This window comes from Acinetobacter brisouioides (genome assembly GCF_004331075.1).
Classification (GTDB): Bacteria; Pseudomonadota; Gammaproteobacteria; order Pseudomonadales; family Moraxellaceae; genus Acinetobacter.
This window is the reverse complement of sequence record NZ_SJNX01000006.1, coordinates 221,395-241,391: the sequence shown is the minus strand read 5'-3', so window position 1 is coordinate 241,391 and position 19,997 is coordinate 221,395. Positions and strand designations below refer to the sequence as shown.

Annotated in this window: 17 protein-coding genes; 11 read left to right on the top strand and 6 right to left on the bottom strand. The window is 37.4% G+C overall.

Annotation, left to right across the window (positions count from 1 at the left end; all coding sequences use genetic code 11):
• Positions 1 to 33: 33 nt before the first annotated feature.
• Together E0H77_RS09955 and E0H77_RS09950 are read right to left on the bottom strand one after the other, a co-directional pair.
• Positions 34 to 2,208 (bottom strand): TonB-dependent siderophore receptor, encoded by a 2,175-nt coding sequence (locus tag E0H77_RS09955; protein ID WP_131377630.1) that lies wholly within the window; start codon positions 2,206 to 2,208, stop codon positions 34 to 36.
• Positions 2,209 to 2,596: 388 nt separating this feature from the next.
• Positions 2,597 to 3,490 (bottom strand): LysR family transcriptional regulator, encoded by an 894-nt coding sequence (locus E0H77_RS09950; protein WP_131377627.1) that lies wholly within the window; start codon positions 3,488 to 3,490, stop codon positions 2,597 to 2,599.
• A 94-nt stretch (positions 3,491 to 3,584) separates the two neighbouring features.
• On the opposite strand from E0H77_RS09950, the gene E0H77_RS09945 reads away from it, so the two are divergent.
• The 7 genes from E0H77_RS09945 (at position 3,585) to E0H77_RS09915 (ending at position 8,758) form a co-directional block, all read left to right on the top strand.
• Positions 3,585 to 4,337, top strand: coding sequence for a sulfite exporter TauE/SafE family protein (locus E0H77_RS09945; RefSeq protein WP_131377624.1), 753 nt, complete (start codon positions 3,585 to 3,587; stop codon positions 4,335 to 4,337).
• Between the two features lie 601 nt (positions 4,338 to 4,938).
• On the top strand, positions 4,939 to 5,481 hold the full coding sequence (locus E0H77_RS09940; protein WP_131377621.1) for a GTP-binding protein: 543 nt from the start codon (positions 4,939 to 4,941) through the stop codon (positions 5,479 to 5,481).
• Between the two features lie 3 nt (positions 5,482 to 5,484).
• The gene (locus E0H77_RS09935; RefSeq protein WP_131377618.1) at positions 5,485 to 5,910 is read left to right on the top strand and encodes a roadblock/LC7 domain-containing protein; all 426 of its coding nucleotides are present in this window, start codon (positions 5,485 to 5,487) and stop codon (positions 5,908 to 5,910) included.
• A 110-nt stretch (positions 5,911 to 6,020) separates the two neighbouring features.
• Positions 6,021 to 6,980 (top strand): hypothetical protein, encoded by a 960-nt coding sequence (locus E0H77_RS09930; RefSeq protein ID WP_131377615.1) that lies wholly within the window; start codon positions 6,021 to 6,023, stop codon positions 6,978 to 6,980.
• Positions 6,981 to 7,026: 46 nt separating this feature from the next.
• Positions 7,027 to 7,383, top strand: a complete 357-nt coding sequence (locus E0H77_RS09925; protein WP_131377612.1) for a roadblock/LC7 domain-containing protein — start codon at positions 7,027 to 7,029, stop codon at positions 7,381 to 7,383.
• A gap of 622 nt (positions 7,384 to 8,005) precedes the next feature.
• The gene (locus tag E0H77_RS09920) at positions 8,006 to 8,401 is read left to right on the top strand and encodes a rhodanese-like domain-containing protein (protein WP_131377741.1); all 396 of its coding nucleotides are present in this window, start codon (positions 8,006 to 8,008) and stop codon (positions 8,399 to 8,401) included.
• A 15-nt stretch (positions 8,402 to 8,416) separates the two neighbouring features.
• Positions 8,417 to 8,758: a carboxymuconolactone decarboxylase family protein gene (locus E0H77_RS09915; protein ID WP_131377609.1), complete on the top strand. Its 342-nt coding sequence runs from the start codon at positions 8,417 to 8,419 to the stop codon at positions 8,756 to 8,758.
• 46 nt (positions 8,759 to 8,804) lie between these two features.
• Here the strand turns inward: E0H77_RS09915 and E0H77_RS09910 are convergent, their stop codons facing one another.
• The 4 genes from E0H77_RS09910 to repM form a co-directional block, all read right to left on the bottom strand.
• On the bottom strand, positions 8,805 to 9,050 hold the full coding sequence (locus E0H77_RS09910) for a helix-turn-helix domain-containing protein (RefSeq protein WP_171478332.1): 246 nt from the start codon (positions 9,048 to 9,050) through the stop codon (positions 8,805 to 8,807).
• Between the two features lie 312 nt (positions 9,051 to 9,362).
• On the bottom strand, positions 9,363 to 10,367 hold the full coding sequence (cydB, locus tag E0H77_RS09905; protein WP_131377605.1) for a cytochrome d ubiquinol oxidase subunit II: 1,005 nt from the start codon (positions 10,365 to 10,367) through the stop codon (positions 9,363 to 9,365).
• Entirely contained in the window at positions 10,360 to 11,796 is a 1,437-nt protein-coding gene (locus E0H77_RS09900; protein ID WP_131377602.1) for a cytochrome ubiquinol oxidase subunit I, read from the bottom strand. The genes cydB and E0H77_RS09900 overlap by 8 nt, the downstream gene beginning before the upstream one ends.
• 3,001 nt (positions 11,797 to 14,797) lie before the next feature.
• A complete protein-coding gene (gene repM, locus E0H77_RS09895; protein WP_171478336.1) occupies positions 14,798 to 15,730 on the bottom strand; it encodes a replication initiation protein RepM in 933 nt (310 codons plus the stop codon).
• A 391-nt stretch (positions 15,731 to 16,121) separates the two neighbouring features.
• Between repM and E0H77_RS09890 the strand changes: the two genes are divergently transcribed.
• From E0H77_RS09890 to E0H77_RS09870, 4 genes are all read left to right on the top strand, one after another.
• Complete coding sequence (locus E0H77_RS09890; protein ID WP_004749515.1) at positions 16,122 to 16,760, top strand: AAA family ATPase; 639 nt, start codon at positions 16,122 to 16,124, stop codon at positions 16,758 to 16,760.
• A gap of 3 nt (positions 16,761 to 16,763) precedes the next feature.
• On the top strand, positions 16,764 to 17,063 hold the full coding sequence (locus E0H77_RS09885) for a hypothetical protein (protein ID WP_131377596.1): 300 nt from the start codon (positions 16,764 to 16,766) through the stop codon (positions 17,061 to 17,063).
• A gap of 1,064 nt (positions 17,064 to 18,127) precedes the next feature.
• Positions 18,128 to 18,688: a recombinase family protein gene (locus tag E0H77_RS09880; RefSeq protein WP_131377592.1), complete on the top strand. Its 561-nt coding sequence runs from the start codon at positions 18,128 to 18,130 to the stop codon at positions 18,686 to 18,688.
• A 408-nt stretch (positions 18,689 to 19,096) separates the two neighbouring features.
• The gene (locus E0H77_RS09870) at positions 19,097 to 19,936 is read left to right on the top strand and encodes an SDR family oxidoreductase (RefSeq protein WP_131377589.1); all 840 of its coding nucleotides are present in this window, start codon (positions 19,097 to 19,099) and stop codon (positions 19,934 to 19,936) included.
• The last annotated feature ends 61 nt before the right edge of the window (positions 19,937 to 19,997 follow it).

Here is a 19,997-nt window from a genome sequence, read left to right as displayed (position 1 = left end):
AGCAGTTCCGAATACTTGAAGTGAATTAGAGTCTTAGAAATTCACAGTCCATGACAATTGCGCTGTACGAGGCGCACCGAGGAACAAATAGTCGTCTCCAAAGAAACTGCTTGCATCACGCCAGTATTTTTTATTGAACAAATTGTCAATATTGAGTCGAAGCGTGTTGTCATAACCATAGGCACGGAAATTATAGGCTGTACCCGCATCAAATATGCTATAGCCTGGCACTTTGACTGTACCCGATTTGTTTGCATATTTACTGCTGCTGTACTGCATGCCTGCCAATAATCTTAGTCCATCAATCTGTGGTACTTGGTAAGACAAGTGGCTGGCAAAGCGTACGGTTGGTACATTTTGGGTCTGATGCCCTTGGTACTCAGCCGTTTGTATGCCTGCGAGGCGCGAACGAGTCAGGGCTAAAGTGGAAGTGATGTCTAGGTTTTGGTTTAAACGACCTTGTAGACCCAGTTCTAAACCAACATTGTGCTGTTGACCATCAGTGACATAATCACCCGCAGTATTGGTATATTGATTGTCCTGTTTCAAGTCAAACACTGCTGCGGTAAAGAGTAACGCTTTCCACTGCTGCTTAATCCCCAACTCATACTGGGTCGAATGTACGGGTGCCAAAGTCGCATAAGCATTATTGGCATACCAAGGCGCTTGCCCACCATCACTTAAACCTTTGGCATAAGAAGCATACACATGAGTACGTTCCCAAGGTTGATACATCAGTGCAAGTTGCGGAAGGAAACGGTCAAAATTGGTATCACGGATATTGTTGCCGTCAGCAGCATAAGCATTTTCATTTAAATGTAGCAACTTCCCACCAAGCAAGACCGACCACTGTGAATTAAAGTCGATCTGATCAAGCAAGTTTAATACTGTTTGCTGGCTTTCTAAAGATTTGTAATGATTACCCAAAGTGGCAGTCGTAGGACTATAGGTCGCACTATTGCTATAAATATTACCTGTACCAACCCATTCATTAATCGCATTATATTGCGCATGGCGTTTATAGGTCTGTGACAGTTCCAAACTCACCGTATGCAGCCACGTTCCTGTATCAAATTTTCCGTTTAACCCTGCTTTAAACTGATTGGTCAAATAAGTGTCATTGGGGCTGCGGTAATCATAAATGTCATAATTCCCATTTGGATCAAAGGTATTGCCTAAACCTGTAACCTGACAAACGCTACTATAATAGCAACCATATGGGAATGAAGAATAATCATCAATCACTGCACGGCTTTGTGAAGCCGTAAGATGAGCCGTCCAGTTATCATTGATCTGGTAAATATATTTTAAACTGGCATTTAAACTGTCATCAGTGACAGGTTTACCCCAGCTTTGATAACCCAACAGGCGATCCCAACTAATACCACTTGGTACAGTGGTGCCACCAAGTAACTGATAACCTGGGACAGAGCGTTGGCGTTGGCGCTGCGATTCGATATCAAATTCGAGTTTTGAACGGTCTGAAATTTTCCAGTCCAAAGCCAGAGAGCCAAACACACGCTGCCCATTGGCATGTTCAACATAAGGGTGCATTTCTTCCTTGGCGAGATTGATACGATAGCCAAACTGCTGATCTTCACCGAGGAAACCGCCAAAATCCGTTGCAACACGATTACCAGCATGACTGTCCGTTTCAACCGTCACAGAATGAATGTCTTTCGGGCGTTTGGTGACATAGTTGACTACTCCACCTGGCGTTGACATGCCGCTTTGCATGGCACTGATGCCTTTTAAAACTTCAACTTGCTCTTTATTTTCCAGTGCGACATTTTGTTCACCGCGTAGCAGATTACCATTGAGTAAGTAACTCGATCCAAGATTTAAAGCAAAACCGCGCATCATAAAGTTTGGATAATAACCAATCGCGGCATAACCATCACCAACTGCAGCATCATTTTTCACCACATCAGTGAGCGTTTTGGCATGCTGATCGGCGATGCGTTCTGCAGTCACCGTACTGATAGATGCAGGAATATTAACAATATTTTGCTGAACAAAACCCGACAAATTGACTTTGGGCTGATAATACGCTGACTGTGACTTTTTCGCCGACACGGTAATAGTTGCCAGTTGCTGAAGGTCATCTTCAGCATGTGCCAATACTGGACTCAGCCCCAAATATGACAGTGAGCTAACAGCCAGTAATGCCTGTTGTAAACGAGAAAATGAAAATGGATACGTGTTCACGGTATTTGCCTAATCCCAAAAGAAAATTTGCAAGCTTGCATTTTTGCGGGCATGAGTATTCACATTTTTTTGATTTTAAACAAGGCTTTCTCGCCCTCATCTATCAATTTTGAGCATTTATCCCGATGAAAGGCAATTTTCGATGTAAATCATCAGATGATGGTCAGATAATTTCACATCAGTCAGGTACAAACAGGTATCAGGCTGTCTTCTACCACAGGCATTCTTCACGAAGCCCTCAACTAAATTACGTCTTAACAGCCTTAGCTCTGATTCATATTGGGTGATTTCTATGTGTTGATGAAGCCGCATCGCCTGCGATTTTTTGCAGATATTGTATTTAGATTAAATTAGTTGATTGATATTCAAACATTTAAAATCCAAGAACTCATGAATTGGAAACATCGCATAAGTCCTGAACATAATTTTTTAACAGTGGACTGGCTTGTCGATGGTACGCAATAACCACTTGGGCATAGGCAGCTTGATCTGAAAGTGGAATATAATTTACAGCCATGAGAGTGCGATCAATCATAGACTCAGCAATAATACTTACACCAAAACCTTGCTGTACCAAAATCAACTGCATACGTTTACGTGAACGTACCGCAGCGGGTTGCGGGTTAAATCCTGAAGCAACACATAAACTGCGTAACACATAACTCATACCGCCACGTTCAGGATGCGGCACAGAAACAAACTTCTCATTTTTTAAATCAGATACCTGTAAAACCGCACAGTTTGCTAACGCATGTTGCGATGGCAACACAGCGTAAAGGCGTTCTTTCTGATATTCGACCAGTTCCAGTTCAGCATAATCATGCGTCAGCACAGGCAAACGTAATATGCCTATATCCAACTGACGATTGGTTAACAGTTCAATCTGCTGTTCTGAAGAATATTGACCGATCTCCATACTCACCTGTTGCGTAAAGGCAAACTGCTGGGTTTTCTGTAAAAAAATTTCAGATAAACCAATACTACTAGAATGAGCCAAGGTGAAATAGGCTTGTTTTCCCTGACTCAGTTCTTGTGCCTGTAGTGTTGATTGCTGCAATGCCTGTAACAGTTGACTGGTTTTTTTATAAAAATAGGCACCTGCGGGCGTTAAGCGAATTTGTCGCAGTTCCCGATTAAAAATTTGAAATCCCAGTTCATCTTCAAGCAGCAAAATTTGGCGGCTCAATGCTGACTGTGCAATAAATAATTGCTCGGCAGCCTGATGATAACTTCCTGTCTCCACAATTTTCTTTAAGTACTGCAATTGCTTCATGCTTGGCATATTGATCTCTTTTTTAGATCGTTCATTCAAAAATTTGAATTAGATTAGATCGAAAGAGTGCCTTATGCTCAGAAAAAAGAAAAGAGGGATTTATATGTTTGATTGGTTATTTATGCAGTGGAATTGGGTTTATCTCCCTATTATTTTACTCGCCTATATCGTTTTTGGTTTTTCTGGGTTTGGAACAACACTGATTGCCGCTCCGTGGTTAAGTCTGTATATGCCGCTGAATCAAATCATTCCCATGATCGTGATTCTTGATGCAATTGCCTCTATCAAAAACTGGTATCAATTACAGTCAAGCGTTGAATACCATCAAGTGCGGCAACTTTTCCCATTTATGAGCCTCGGCGCAGGTTTGGGTATTTATCTGCTGGCTACGCGTCCACCCATGTTATTGCTCTTATTTATGGCCATTTTTTGTATCGGTTATAGCCTGTACCAATTGTTCAAGAAGCCTATCTCTCATCCATCTTCCCGAGCCTATTTACATATTCCAGTAGGGCTATTTGGTGGCTTGTTTGGTGCATTATTTGGCAGTGGTGGGTTTTTATATGCACTATATTTACAACAAAAACTCCCGAACAAACTACAGATTCAATCCACACAAAGTGTCCTCATTTCACTCAGCACCAGCCTACGGCTAATTTTGTGTCTATTGATGGGACTGTATTCTTTACCATTGTTGGGCTTGGTCATACTGCTGATTCCCAGTATGCTCTGTGGCGTTCATATTGGCAAAAAAATCATGGCAAAAATGAGTTTAAGCCGCTTTACTCAATTCATTTATATTTTGGTCCTTTGTTCAGGCATCAGCCTGCTGATTCGTTATCTGGCTGTTGGTTAAGGGTATGGAAATGTATCAGTTTCACATTTGCAGCATAATCAGCAGTTCTTAACGACTCAATACTTTAATCAGCTCAAAGTAACAGGGACAAGAGCAAACATTTCCAAGAAAAATCATGGTAAACTTAAAAATACACATATGGGCTAGTATTTATATAAAAACAGATACTTGGCAAAGAAAACTTGTGTAAAATTAAAACGATATCGAAAGGTTTCTACGAGACTTAACACGCTAAACAAAGTCTTGAAAACACTGCTGCTTTAGGCAGTGATTATCCTTGGTGGAAATGATGAATGTTTAACACGACCCAATAAAAACCCAAATAGATTTAAGAAATATCCCGCTACATATACCAATAAAAATCACATTAATTTTTAAAATATCAAATAAATTCACAGTTTATTCACGTTGTTGCTAGCCATAAGCTCCATTTGCAAGATATGACGATGTTTTAAATTTTAATTCATCATTCGTTTGTTCCACCTACTAGTCGAAAGCAGTTGGTTAAATATAGGGGTAAATCGTGTCTGCTTTAGTTCGAAAACAACCAAATAGATTTTATATAAAACTTATTAAATCTTGATAGAAAGAGAGTATATATATGATTTTACATCAATATAAAATTGTTTTTGGCGGCAGTATGGGTGCTGGAAAGTCAGCAGCAATTAAAGCGCTCTCCGACATTCCTGTCATAGAAACTGAAGCAATCAATACTGACATCAATAGGCATAGCAAATATTCCACCACGGTAGGAATCGACTATGGTGAAATCGTACTTGAGGATGACACTAAAATTGGACTATATGGCACCCCAGGCCAAGATCGTTTTGATTTTATGTGGTCTATCGTCTGCAAAGGTGCAATTGGCGTCAGTATTTTAATTGATCATTCATGTGCAAATCGTTTGCAAGATTTACAAAGCTATATCACCGCTTTTGAAAGCCATAGTCAAAATATTGTGATTGGTATTACTCATGTCGATCAACACGATGAACAAATGCTCAAGATTTATCGGGATTGGATGAGTTTACACGACTACAGTTACCCAATATTTGCGATAGATGCCAGACAAAAAAATGATGTTCTACTTATGGTTGAAGTACTCATTGCTTCGATTGAAACTCACGCAATTGAAATGATTTAAAGGATGAGTCCGCAAGTGAATACCAATACGCTTTCACGCCAGATTCCTCAAGCATTGATTGAAACTGGCCGTATGCAAATCCAAGAATTCTTAAATAATGTAAGCGGTCTTGAATTCGTCATGCTGTGTTCTTCGGATGGTTTTGAATTAGCGTTGGCGAGTAAAAAAAACTTGGAAAATAGTGGGAAAATTGCTGCCGTCTCTAGCTCAATTCTGGCCATGGTGTCCGCCTTCATTTCAGAAATCAACTTAATCGGCTGCAAGACTCTTTCACTGAATGCGGAGAATGGGCATGTGGTTTTAACAGGTGTAGAGCATGCGCACTATCCTATGCTGATTATAGCGGTAGGCTCACCTGATATTCTCATGGGGCAAATGCTCTATGCAATCAAAAAAACTTCCGAATCTTTAGCTCAAATCCATATATAGATGATTACATATATGAAAAATACGTAACTGTTAATTTTCACGTAATTCACTGCATTTAAATGAATTTATATGATTTATTGCAATGATACATAGCTTAATACGGTTAGAAAATGAAAAAGTTTTTACATATTGCTGTGTTTGGGATTAGTCCACATGTGCTTGAACAGTTTAAAACCCAAATATTGTTATCTATTCCACATGGGGTAGAAGTACGTTGGGTCAATATCTCTGAAAAAAACATCGACCTGTTGATGGTTAACGATGCTTTTTTTGCTTCATCTATCATTCAAAAAATTCTCTCACAGATTCATATACAGTACTTACGTCTGATTAGAGCTCCTGAACAACAGGGAATGATTGTTGATGACACTTTATCTTATCCTGTAACGCAGCTAGAAGATTTACGTGCATGGATACAAGAGAAATTCTTTGATTACGCTTCGGATTATGCCATTAATCGCCCCTCTGCAACTGTAGAAAAACCTGTCGCTACCACGACTATATTGAATCAATGCTTATTGTCTCGAAATGGTTTTATCCAGTTACTCGACTATCGGGGATTCTTAGCTTTAGTCGACACCATGACAGAGCGCGTCTGGGTCAACCCATCTCATCCCATCATCTTTTTTGACAACAGCTTGAATCAAACCTATGCCACAAATCATTTTGTGCAAGAGACGATCAAAAATCAACCCGCACAAGATTTACGTAGTTGGCTTTGGGAAGTGGCATATCGTTCTACGGATATTCAACTTCCAGAGGTTCAGGCCAATCAATACTTTAAATTACAGATTTGGCCAAAATTCGAACAGGGCGCTGAACGTCGAAATCTATTAAAAATTGCAGCATGTTTTGCCCAAGGCGCTCAGATTCAAATGGTAATCAATCGATTAAATATTCCAGAACAACAAATCATGAGATTTGTTGCGACTAGTCATATGCTCAAAATGGGTTCATATGTTGTTTCTCATGAGGCTAAATTCATGAGAGATAATGAACCAACTGATCAAAGTCAGTTGGTTCAAGTTCGCAGTTTTTTCACAAAACTGCGTAAAAAACTTGGTCTTTAAATCAATATTCTGATGGGGAAACCCTTAACTTAAGGTAGAAAGTAAAATGAGTCGTATTGTTTTAGATAGTCTAACTAGCATAGATGGTTTTATTGCAGCCGCATTGGTAGATAGTGAAAGTGGTTTAGCTTTAGCCGTTCAAGGAACAACTATAGATTTAGAACTTGCTGCAGCAGGCAATACCGAAGTAATCCGCTCAAAACGAAAAATAGCGAAAGCACTTCAATTAAATGATAATATTGAAGATATTTTAATTACTTTAGGTAAGCAATATCATTTGATTCGTCCTCTTGAAAGCAATGAGAACTTATTTCTGTATCTTGTTTTAGATCGCCCAAAATCAAATTTAGCGATGGCTCGCTTTGAACTGAAAGCATTTGAAAAGGAATTGGACTTTTCTTAATATTGTATTCAAGACAAAGTGATCTGAGCATGTCTGCTTGATCTACGTATTAGGCTTCTTTCATAAGCCCCTTTTATTTATCCCTATGAGGAAAAAGAAAGAGAGTTAAATAGTTATAAAAGAAGTCTATTACTATGATGACTTTTTTAATTTAGAAAGACTTGGTCTCGGATACTTAAATAAAAATATACATACGCACCAAGACACTACTGTACGACAGGAGTTCTACAGAGCAACCCAATACAAAAAAACTCGACAGAATGCTGGGGCTTTTTTATGATTTGACCTGAGTTGCTCCCAGTATCCTCGCCTTACCTCCAGTCATGGGAAAATACAATTTCCTACACTAGACTGAGCCATAACCACCAGACTTATTCGCAAAATAGCTTATGCCAATAATCAAAAAATTTCTCTCAATAAGTTTCTTTCATATTGTTACACCCGCTTTGTTTTTCTCCCTGATTAAATTTGAAATATATAGCCATAAAACGCAAGATCGATAAAATAAAATCATGAAACAATTCAAATGAAATTTAAATTAAAAATAATCTTTCATCCTGTTATATTTACCTCTATAATTTAGTTTAAATAATCAACAATGATATTTAAAAGCGGAGTGGAAATAAAAACTTCAAACCAATTGGTTGATGAGGCTAAATCTAAAATCAAGGAAATCTCCATCCAAGATTTAAAATCAAAAACCAGTAACCCTCATATTATCTTAATTGATATCCGCGAACCTGATGAATATCAAGCAGGTTATATTGAACATGCGGTAAATATGCCTCGTGGTGTTTTAGAAATGCGTATTCACCAGCACCCTTCTGTTTTACAGCACTGTGAGACCTTAGTGGCTTTAGAAGCGCTATCTCAGCATGAAATTTACTTGATTTGTCGCTCAGGCGGCCGCTCAGCACTTGCTGCTCTTTCTCTACAAAATATGGGTTTTCCAAACGTTTTTTCTATCGAAGGCGGCATGCAAGCATGGCAAGATGCCAATTTCCCTATCGTTCAATAACAAACGGAAACGGTCATGAAATTTACTGAACTTACACACAATATTTCCAATAATATTAAAACCCTTCGCCAAAACTCTCCTGAAACTATGAAGAGTTTCAATGCATTAGCACAAAGCAGCATGAAAGAAGGCGTCATTGATGCTAAAACCAAAGAATTAATTGCGCTTGCGATTGGGGTTGCCAATCGTTGTGATGGATGTATTGGCTTTCATACTCGCAGCCTTGTTAAAATGGGAATGACCTTAGAAGAGCTCAATGAAGTCTTATCTGTCGCAGTTTATATGGGAGGAGGCCCTTCCCTCATGTATGCGGCAAATGCGATTGAAGCTTTTGAAGAATTCACTAATAATCAATAATTTACAATAAAAACAAATCACCTGAGGGTGATTTGTTTTTTTGCGTTCAAGTTAAATAAGTGACCAATAAATTAGGTGCACGAATAAACAATCTGAGTAAAGATTGTGCTGCACGTGAGGGTTTTCGGTGTCCTCTTTCCCAACTTTCTAATGTTCTGACTGATATACCTAAAATACTTGCCAATTCATTTTGAGATATTTTAGAGCGCTTGCGTGCAAAAATAATATCTTTAGGTTGAATATCTGAAAGATTTTGGTAATTAAATCGATGTTGCTGTGCGATTAATATCATACCACCCCAAAATTAATTTATTTTATTTATCTATATTAAAAACCAAAGCTACTGAATATAAGTAAACGAATTTACTTATATTCAGCGTATTTTAAAACTCATTTATTTCGCTTAGATCTCTTTCCTAAATATTTATACCCATTTTATTTTTCCTAGCGAGTTAAATAAAATTGGTTTATGAAAGAAATCTTATTAATAAGCTAGAAATAATAACCCTCTAAAAATAGCAGCAATTATACCTAACCCTAAAAAACCCAATAACCATAGTCCTATAAACCATTGCATTTCAGATTTTTTCATATCACATTCATCCTAATGATAACCTTCATCATCCACACGGACTTTGTCACGAAATACCCAATACGCCATGATGGTATAAATGAGAATGATCGGAATGAGTAACAATGCCCCGATCAAAGCAAACAACTGACTATTGGCTGGCGCTGCGGCTTGCCAGATTGTGACCGATGGCGGAATGATGTTTGGCCACAAGCTAATCAGGAAGCCCGTATAAGCCAGAAACATCAGCACAAGGGTATAAATAAAGGGCCGAAATTCATGTTTTTGGCGACAAGCTTTCCAGATTAAAAAGCTAAACAGCAGCACCAAAACTGGTACGGGACTGAAATACATCAGTTGCGCTGGATTTAACCAGCGCGCTGCAATCGCTGGTTGCGAATATGGCGTATACAGACTCACCCCTGCAAAAATCACAAGCAGTGCCAGCACAAACTTGGGCATTAAACGATACATACTGTGCTGTAAATCATGCTCAGTTTTAAGGATCAGCCATGCACAGCCCAATGCCGCATACATCACCACCACACCGATGCCTGTGAAAATAGAAAAAGGCGTTAACCAGTCCCAGCTTCCGCCAGAAAAAATACCGTGTTGCGTATGAATTCCCTGAATATAAGCCCCTAGCAAAATCCCCTGAAAAAAGCTGGCAAGGGTTGAACCCCAGATAAATGCCGCATCCCAAAGGTGTTTCGAACGCTGTGCTTTAAAACGGAATTCGAATGCTACACCGCGAAAAATCAAGGCAATCAACATCATGACTATCGGTAAATATAGCGCTGAAAGCACGGTGGCATATACCATAGGAAATGCTGCAAACAGCCCAGCACCTCCCAGAACCATCCATGTTTCATTACCGTCCCAAACAGGAGCAACCGTGTTCATCATCACATCGCGTTTTTGTTGATCTTTGATAAAGGGAAATAAAATACCAATCCCCAAATCAAAACCATCCAGTACCACATAAATCAACACACCGAGTGCAATAATCACGGCCCAAATGATAGATAAATCAATCATGCTTCTGCTCCTGAGTTGGTTGATCAATGCTTTCATCAACTGCACTTAGTGGACGCATTGGGGTTTTAAAATGCCCAACACCTGCCATTTCTTCAGGTTGGGCATAGATAAACTGAGGGCCTTTGTGCATGAGTTTGAAGATGTAGTACACACCTGTACCAAACACCACGGTATAGACCACCACAAACAAAATTAAAGTAAAACCGACCTGACTCGCAGGCACACTCGATAGCGCATCTTTGGTGCGTAAAACACCATAGACGACCCATGGCTGACGCCCCATTTCAGTGGTAAACCACCCGGCAAGCAGTGCGATATAACCCGTCGGCCCCATAATGATGGCAAATTTATGCAACCATGATGTTTCGTACAACTTATTGCCCTTACGCAATAATAAGCCAGACAGTGCAAGCAATAGCATTAACATGCCCAAGCTCACCATCAAACGGAAACTCCAAAACAATACCGTTGAATTTGGACGATCCTCAGGAGTGAAATCTTTAAGGCCTTTGACTTCACCATTGAGTTCATGAGTTAGAATCAGACTACCTAAATATGGAATACCGACCGCATAATCTGTGTGTTCAGTTTGCATGTTCGGAATACCAAACACATACAGTGGCATGGATTCATGTTGATTGGTTTCCCAGTGCCCTTCGATCGCTGCCAGTTTGACGGGTTGATGATGTAATGTATTTAAACCATGTTGATCACCGACCAAAACCTGAGCTGGAGCAGCAAATAAAATCATCCATAACGCCATAGAAAATGAGCGTTTAACCAAAACGTCTCGACGACCTCTAAGCAAATGCCATGCAGAGGTTCCTGCAACAACCAGTGCTGATACTAAGAATGCAGCCACGGCCATATGTGCAAAGCGGTATGGGAAAGATGGGTTAAAAACAATTGCAAGCCAATCTTTCGGGACAATCACTCCATTTTCAATCACAAATCCTTGCGGCGTTTGCATCCAGCTATTGGACGACAAAATCCAGAACATGGAAATACATGTTCCTATAGCAACCATCAACGTAGCAAAAAAATGAGCGCGCTCACCAACTCGCCCCCAGCCAAACATCATGATGCCAAGGAAGCCTGCTTCAAGGAAAAATGCAGAAAGCACTTCATAACTCAGTAAAGGACCCGTGATACCACCAGCAATACGTGAGAACTCAGCCCAGTTAGTGCCGAACTGATAGCTCATGACCACACCAGACACCACCCCCATGCCAAAAGCCACAGCAAAAATTTTGATCCAGTACTTAAATAAATCCCGATACACAGGATCACGCGTTTTTAACCAACGCCATTCCAGTACGGCTAGAAAACAGGCTAATCCAATGGAAGTGGCAGGAAAAATAATATGGAAAGAGACCGTAAATGCAAATTGAATACGCGCTAGTTCCAACGCTGTTAATCCGAGGCTCATTGCTTGACCTCTTCTTGGTGAACTAACTCTTGCATCACCAGCCAGTCAGACATCGTCATTTATTCACCTTCTTCATGCAATTTAAAAGTTTTGTTCAAAATAAATGTTCATCGTCTTAAACATACAGTTGGCTTAGGTCAGAAAATTACACAGCACAATTTAGATATACATCAAAATTTCCTAACAGAAGCAAACGCTGCTTTACTGTTAAGGCAAATTTGATGCCAAATCAGAAATAAAATTTATTTATATAAATATCAATGACTAAAAAACTACAGTCATAAAAAAATGAAAAATAATTATTGCAAAATTATTTCAATAGACACAATGAAACATTACAAGTGAAACAAATGAAATATATAAAAACCGATTTAGTGCTTTAAAAATAAAACCCTTAAATCAAAAAATAACGATCAAATTAACTATTTTTTATACAATTTAAAAAAACACAGACTTTTAAAATTCAGTATTTGATTACACCATTTAGTTTATTCATCCATGCGCTAATAAGAAGGTATATGGAAACTCTGGCAAAGATTGACCCTTTGTAGTAACCCAAACTTTGCAAATAGTTCTGTGGAAAATCTGACTTATCAGAATCAAAAGGCTATTAATAGACTTTACAAGTCAGAACAGATCGTACTAACTCAGATTCATTTATAGAATTCATCTTGCGGGTGATTTAATTTTAAATGCCACTCTAAATCTAAATTCTATTGCCACTGATCAAGCTGATCTACAAGTGAAGGATCAAGTTAAACGACAATTCTCAGCGAGAAAAAAGGTAAATATACCTTGTTGAATTAATTAAAATATTCTTCTTTTTTATTCATTTATCAAATTCTACTGCAAAGCCTTTTAATCGTTGTTTGACCTGACGGTCGTTAATATGAATATCGAAAATTCAGCAAATTAAACAACTTAACTTGCTGTTTCATAGTCATTTTATTTATGTATGCTACCTCAAACCTGAGCTAACAATTCCCAATTTCTTATCGCTATCAGGTTAAATTTGAGCTAGTACAATTATTAATATATTACTTTGGTTTCTAAGTATAACTCCTGTCATACTTCACGTCCTAATGCTCTAACTTATTATTATTGTTTGATGTTCTGGAACTTCCTGTTCCTAGTGACTTCATCATAACAAATTCAGGATTACTGCCTACGAGTAAATCTCCTGAATCATTATCAGCAAATGCTTACAGCAGAAAAATAGTCAATTGATAAGATAAATAACTGGTTACTACTACGTTCCAGATATAAGGCTTTCGCGTTCAATGAACATCTTAGACCTTATTCAAATAATTCTAATATTTCTAGTGTGCATTCGGCCCTAGCATCAATTTCTCTGAATTGGATCCAGTTAAGTTTTTAGATCATGTTTTGATCAGATCCCTTCCCTTTCCATATATCTTTTCGCAGTCTCAGTAAGGGTGAATCTAGATTAAATAGCGTATGAGATTAGATTATGAATTTTATATATTCTAAAGTTATTAACTTACGTAAGTTGCTTAAGTTATGAGTTTCTATATTTTATCAAGAATCCGTATATATCATAACGATTACCTGATCTAGATGACCTCAAATAACGGTTCAATTTCATTATGATCGGCATGGCAGATAAATTGACAATAACTTCATAAGTTATGAAGTTAAATAACTTATGCAAGTTATGAGGTATCTAGCTTTTGTCAGGAATCCGTCCATATATTATGGATAATGGTTGAACATCATCCATTAGGAATAACATATTAATTTCATTATGATCGGCATGACAGATAAATTGGCGATCACTTCATAAGTTATAAAGTTAAATAACTTATGTAAGTTATGAGGTATCTAACTTTTGTCAGGAATCCGTCCATATATCAGGATAATCACTGAACATCATCCATTAGGAATAACATATTGATTTCATTATGATCAGTGTGGCAGATAAATCAGGGATCATTTCACAAGCTATAAAGTTAAATAACTTATGTAAGTTATGAGGTATCTAACTTTTGTCAGGAATCCGTCCATATATCAGGATAACCGCTGAACATCATCCATCAGGAATAACATATTGATTTTATTATGATCAGCATGGCTGATAAATTGACGATGATTGTATAAGTTATAAAGTTAAATAACTTATGTAAGTTATGAGGTATCTAGCTTTTGTCAGGAATCTGTCCATATATCAGGATAACCGCTGAACATTAACTATCAGGAATAACATATTGATTTCATCATGATCAGCAGGGCTGATAAATTGACGATCATTTCACAAGCTATAAAGTTAAATAACTTATGTAAGTTATGAGGTATCTAGCTTTTGTCAGGAATCTGTCCATATATCAGGGTAATCACTGAACATTAACCATCAGAAATAACATATTGATTTCATTATGATCAGTATGACAGATAAATTAACGACCACCTCATAAGTTATAAAGTTAAATAACTTATGTAAGTTATGAGGTATCTAACTTTTGTCAGGAATCTGTCCATATATCAGGATAATCGCTGAACATTGATCATCAGGAATAACATATTGATTTCAATATGATCAGCAGGGTAGATAAATTAGGAATCATTTCACAAGTTATAAAGTCAAATAACTTACGTAAGCTATAAAATACTTTATATTTCGCTTCTATTATAAATTTGCTTATATATTGGGGCTGTACAGAACAACCCTTTACAATGTTTTCAATTCAGTCATTGAACAAGATGAATGTTAGCATCTTTCATTCTGAATTAATTGTAGGCTTATCCAAACCTCAAAATCTAGGATATGCTTGCTGCAAGCTTTACTGCTATTTTGCGGTATCAATGCTAATTAATCTTCTCATGATGCACTGTAAAAAAAGAAATAGATGGAATTTATATCGAAAAGTGATCACCACCTCAAAATACTGAAGATCTAAAGCCTTGGAGCTATTCAATACTGATCCAATTTTCTATAAAAATAGGCCGAGTATTTCTAAAGTTATGAACTTCAATGATATTTGAGTTATTTAAATTTTTCTTTGAACCCAACTTCTAATAAATACGGATAGTACTTTTTCACATTTTCTTGTTCTAAAAGCTCAAGTGAGATTCGCTCACGGAAATCTTCAATTGATTCGCCTATATTCGCATATTTAGCCCCAAACTTTGGATATAGCGTAAGATCACACAATTTCTGAGCAAAAAAAGCACATTGTTTTGCTGTCAGTAGATATGTTGGTTCTAATAAGATCTCATTTTTGATTAGAGTTGTTTTAAGATCGAAAGAGAACTCTATATGTGTAATTGTTCTTCCTTCTTTTTTTTGTGTATAGCTCACATCAATATCGGTAAACTTATTGATCTGGTCGATTGCAACTGTCAGTACGCGCTTTTTGAAATCTCCCATGACTTGATATTCATTTTCAAGTAAGCCAAGCTTTTCACGTAGTTGAGAGACGCTAATATATAATTTACCTTTACCTCGCCATCTGATTAGAAGCTCGTACAAACGTATAGCATAGACACTCGATAATTGAGAAATCTGTTTCAACTCATAACGAGTAAATTTTTCTTCGAGTTTTACAAACAGCTGTAAAATATCTGGCGCAAAAACCAACTGAGCGCATGCGGCCTCTTTCACGTACCCCACTTTGGATACCCAGCGACTCTTATAAACCGCTAATTTGCCTGTCTGAGGATCTATTGCTTTATAGGTGAGTTTACGTTCAAAAAGATTGTCACATGCAGCCTGAAGCGCTTCATAAGCAGATTGACGCCCTAAATTAAAGTGTTTCATATATTCAGATGCATGAATCGTGAGCATCGTATCTGCTGTAAGATCTTTTTCAATGTCTCGAGCTGCGATAATTGCGATTAAAATTAAGCGCTGTTCAGACAAGCTTAAGGAGTAAGATGCTTCAATTAGGTTGTTATCTTTATAAATTACATTTGCCATATTGTGTTTAATGATAATAAAACCATTTATGGACATTACCACTTAATGTCCATAAATGGAAGATTTTTTAATGTCAGGAAAACGTCCATTAATGTCAGGAAAACGCCCATATATTGTCAGGAAAACGTCCATATATTGTCAGGAAAACGTCCACATTAATCAAGGAAAATGTCCATATATTGTCAGGAAAACGTCCATATATATCCGTCAGACTCTATATAAAATAAGGCTTACAGGCTATCTATAAATATAAATTTAAAAATATATATAAATTTAAAAATGTATTGTTACTTGTGGATAACTTTTTTTAAATTTATATTTCCTGATAGTTGATTCAGATTATAAAACGCTATACATTACTTTTAACAAAATTACGTAACTTGCATAACTTATGATTATTTTAGTTGGTGGTGAAAAAGGCGGAGCTGGTAAAAGCTGCCTTGCTCAAAATCTAAGTGTTTACTTACAAACAAAAAATAGAGATGTACTTTTACTCGATGCAGATCCTCAGGGTACAACTACAGATTGGATTAAGGAACGTGATGATAATGAACAGTTAAAAAATATTCCTTCTGTTCAAGCATCCGGCAACATTCGTCTTGTTTTAAAAGATTTGGCAAAAAGATATCAAGACATTGTTATCGATGCCGGTGGGCAAGATTCTGAAGCATTACGTTCTGCAATGACAATAGCAACACATATGTTATTGCCCTTTAGACCAAAACGTAGAGATCTGAAGACACTGGATCATATGGAACAAGTGTTAAAGCTAGCAAAAGCAGTGAATCCTGATTTAAATGCTCGTGCAATTATTACGCAATGTCCAACATTACCATCACAAGTTCAGCGTATTTTAGATGCGAAAGATGCGTGTTTATCTTTTGGCATTAAAGCATTGAACCAAATTACAACGAATCGAAATGTTTATGATGATGCTGATGAAAATGGTCTTTCTGTATTTGAAGTAACGAGTGATTATAAAGCAAAAGCTGAAATTGAAGGCATAGCACAAGAATTCTTAGGAGTGTAATTTATGGCAGGTCTTAGTGGTTTAAAGAAGAAAACGGAAGAACTTTTACAACAAGATCAGCTTGTTGAGAATTTTATCTCTGGAGCGGAAAAAAGAGTTAAAGATTTAGAAGTTTCTCAAAAAAGGTTTGTTCGTTGTACATTTTCATTAAATGAGGAATTGAACCAATTAATTGATGATCTCATTGTTAAAAGTAATAATGCTCGTGTGAATAGATCAAGTATTGTCAGAATGGCTTTAGAATCATTGGCTGAGCAGACTCCTGAGGAGTTTCAAGCATTAATTAATAAAAAGAGTCAGTAATTTTCGTATAATTGCCTGACTTTGTTAAGGTTATCGTCATAACAAAGTTAGGCATATGATAAATGAAAAAAGAAGCCTTCTAGCGAGCTGAGTTAAAAGGGTTAAAATAGAAAATAATCTCAATCAATTTACCCTGTTTCTACATGGGTCACATCGTGGTTCAAGCCTGTCACAATGATATCTGCTCAACAAAGCAGTACTCTTTGCTCTAGATATAACCGCAATAGACTGAAAGAGGTGGAACGATTGTAGCGCTGCAATTGGATAGCTGACAATAAGGGGTGAAGCTCTGGCTAAAGCTCTCCGAAGCTTAAAAACTGAGGAATGCAAGATATTAGGCAGCGTAGTATCAGGAGATCAAAAAGTGGAAAGCCTTTTCAGGGAAATTCTGTGCCAATTGATGTAGTTCTAAAAAGTAGAGTATTGCACAGACATGCTTCTTATGGTGTTGAGCGATGAGCTACTTTATGATCCAATTCGACTTGCTTAAGCAATTATTTATTGAGAGTTCTTTAATTTATGAAAAGTAATGACATTAAATTATTTACAAGCTCATTTACGATTAAATTTCATAACTTCATAACTTCATAACTTCATAACTTCATAACTTCATAACTTCATAACTTCATAACTTCATAACTTCATAACTTCATAACTTCATAACTTCATAACTTCATAACTTCATAACTTCATAACTTCATAACTTCATAACTTCATAACTTCATAACTTCATAACTTCATAACCTCATAACTTCATAACTTCATAACAGAATGACTGGGTATTTATGGAATTCTAATATTTTAGCCATTTGAACTATTAATCTAAAAAAAAGATTAAATTTACATATTTAATCTTTTTTGCGAACTTAATTTTAAGTAAATATCATTATTTTTTAAATTTATAATTAGTGTTATTTTAGAGTATACCCTAAGACAACATATTTTTATCTAGTTAAACAATGTCTCTTTTAAATGTTTTTTGATCATACATCACATGTTATTTTTAAATCTATTATTTATAATAGACAAACTGGACTATTTTTAGTCAATTTGGAGCGAAGTGTATGAAAGGTCAAAAAGTCGGCTATGTCCGAGTCAGCTCGGTTGAGCAAAATACTGGACGCCAACTTGAAGGCATCGAAATTGACCGGCTGTTCATAGACAAAGCTTCGGGTAAAAATACCGACCGCCCCAAATTTCAGGAAATGCTGAACTATGTTCGGGAAGGGGACATGGTGGTGGTACATTCGATGGATCGTTTTGCGCGAAGTCTCAAAGTTCTGGTTGAAGAAGTAGATAAATTGGTTAAGCGGGGTATTGCAATCCAGTTCATGAAGGAAAAGATCACTTTTACTGCCCAAGCCACACCGATGGATAACCTGATGTTGCAATTGATGGGGGCTTTTGCTCAGTTTGAGCGTGAGATTATTTTAGAACGGCAAAAAGAAGGCATTAAACTGGCAGCGGCTCAAGGTAAATATAAAGGTCGGGTCCATAAACTCAAACCTGATCAGGCGAATGCTTTACGTCAGGCTTGGGCAGAAGGGAAATATAGTTCGAAGGCTGCTTTGGGGAAGGCGTTTGGGATCAGTCGGCAAGCTGTTTATCGGTATTTGCAAAGATAATAGACGAAACTTGCCTTTGAGAGTGGTGGCAGTCCAGTTTGACCCTAAAGATTTTAAAAGAAATAAGCTTGTAAGCCTTTTGCCTCATTGGCAAGCATCGGCATCTATACAGGATTCATATATTCAAATTCTTTCACCAGAGAACCGATTGAGATCTAAAAAAGTCAGATATGTTTCCACATTTTTGGTGAAGGAAATAGGTACTCCAGCTTATTGGGATCAGTGGAAATAATATTCTAGATGAATAGTTACTAATTTTGTAGGCTATTCAGCATCAGTATATTGGTGTAATAAGTTTTCATTAATGAATTTTATTCATAAAGGCTATTTCTGTTTAGACGTTAATCATTCAAACATAAGTCTCTAAAATAAAATAATTCCATTGCTAAGAATCGTGAGAAGTAACAGATGAAAGATATTATTGTCGTTATTGGTGCGGGGTCGATTGGTCAAGCAATTGCACGTCGAGTCAGTGCTGGTAAACATGTTTTACTGGCAGATTTAAAACAACAAAATGCTAAAGCTGCTGCAAAAGTGTTAAGTGAGGCAGGCTTTGAAGTCAGTACTTGCATTGTCGATGTTTCTTCCCGCGCATCTGTCCAGACCCTGATTCAGACGGCAACTCAACTGGGTCAAATTGGCGGTGTCATTCATGCTGCTGGTGTATCCCCTTCGCAAGCATCGCCTGAAGTGATTTTAAAAGTTGATTTATATGGTACAGCGGTCATTTTAGAAGAGTTTGGTCAAGTCATTCGTTCGGGTGGCTCCTGTATTGTGATTTCTTCTCAATCGGGACACAGATTACCAGCACTGACTCAGGAGGAAGATCGTATTCTTGCGACAACACCTGCAGAAGAATTGCTGGAACAACCAATGTTGCAGGCTAATGCCATTCGAGATTCTTTGCATGCCTATCAAATTTCAAAACGTGGCAATTCCTTAAGAGTCATGGCTGAGGCGGTTCGTTGGGGTAAAAGAGGTGCTCGCGTCAACACGATTAGCCCAGGCATCATCATAACGCCATTAGCAAAAGATGAATTATCTGGTCCAAGAGGTGAAGGCTATCGCAAAATGTTGGAACAATCGCCAGCTGGTCGGGCAGGAACACCTGATGAAGTTGCTGCGGTTGGTGCACTTTTAATGGGTCCAGAAGGTACTTTTATCACAGGCAGCGATTTCCTAATGGATGGTGGTGTAACTGCTTCTTATTGGTTTGGTGAGCTTGCACCAATGCCTGTTTCTAAATAATGTTCAAAACTTGGTTAGGAGTGAAAAGGTGTAGTGATCCACACCTTAATTTGAACTTCTA

Coding starts and splice junctions, on each gene's coding strand:
- E0H77_RS09930 (WP_131377615.1), top strand. CDS start 6,021: ATGAAAAAGTTTTTACATATTGCTGTGTTTGGGATTAGTCCACATGTG.
- E0H77_RS09880 (WP_131377592.1), top strand. CDS start 18,128: ATGAAAGGTCAAAAAGTCGGCTATGTCCGAGTCAGCTCGGTTGAGCAA.
- E0H77_RS09945 (WP_131377624.1), top strand. CDS start 3,585: ATGTTTGATTGGTTATTTATGCAGTGGAATTGGGTTTATCTCCCTATT.
- E0H77_RS09935 (WP_131377618.1), top strand. CDS start 5,485: ATGAGTCCGCAAGTGAATACCAATACGCTTTCACGCCAGATTCCTCAA.
- E0H77_RS09885 (WP_131377596.1), top strand. CDS start 16,764: ATGGCAGGTCTTAGTGGTTTAAAGAAGAAAACGGAAGAACTTTTACAA.
- E0H77_RS09940 (WP_131377621.1), top strand. CDS start 4,939: ATGATTTTACATCAATATAAAATTGTTTTTGGCGGCAGTATGGGTGCT.
- E0H77_RS09870 (WP_131377589.1), top strand. CDS start 19,097: ATGAAAGATATTATTGTCGTTATTGGTGCGGGGTCGATTGGTCAAGCA.
- E0H77_RS09890 (WP_004749515.1), top strand. CDS start 16,122: ATGATTATTTTAGTTGGTGGTGAAAAAGGCGGAGCTGGTAAAAGCTGC.
- cydB (WP_131377605.1), bottom strand. CDS start 10,367: ATGATTGATTTATCTATCATTTGGGCCGTGATTATTGCACTCGGTGTG.
- E0H77_RS09910 (WP_171478332.1), bottom strand. CDS start 9,050: ATGATATTAATCGCACAGCAACATCGATTTAATTACCAAAATCTTTCA.
- E0H77_RS09915 (WP_131377609.1), top strand. CDS start 8,417: ATGAAATTTACTGAACTTACACACAATATTTCCAATAATATTAAAACC.
- E0H77_RS09925 (WP_131377612.1), top strand. CDS start 7,027: ATGAGTCGTATTGTTTTAGATAGTCTAACTAGCATAGATGGTTTTATT.
- E0H77_RS09900 (WP_131377602.1), bottom strand. CDS start 11,796: ATGAGCCTCGGATTAACAGCGTTGGAACTAGCGCGTATTCAATTTGCA.
- repM (WP_171478336.1), bottom strand. CDS start 15,730: ATGGCAAATGTAATTTATAAAGATAACAACCTAATTGAAGCATCTTAC.
- E0H77_RS09950 (WP_131377627.1), bottom strand. CDS start 3,490: ATGCCAAGCATGAAGCAATTGCAGTACTTAAAGAAAATTGTGGAGACA.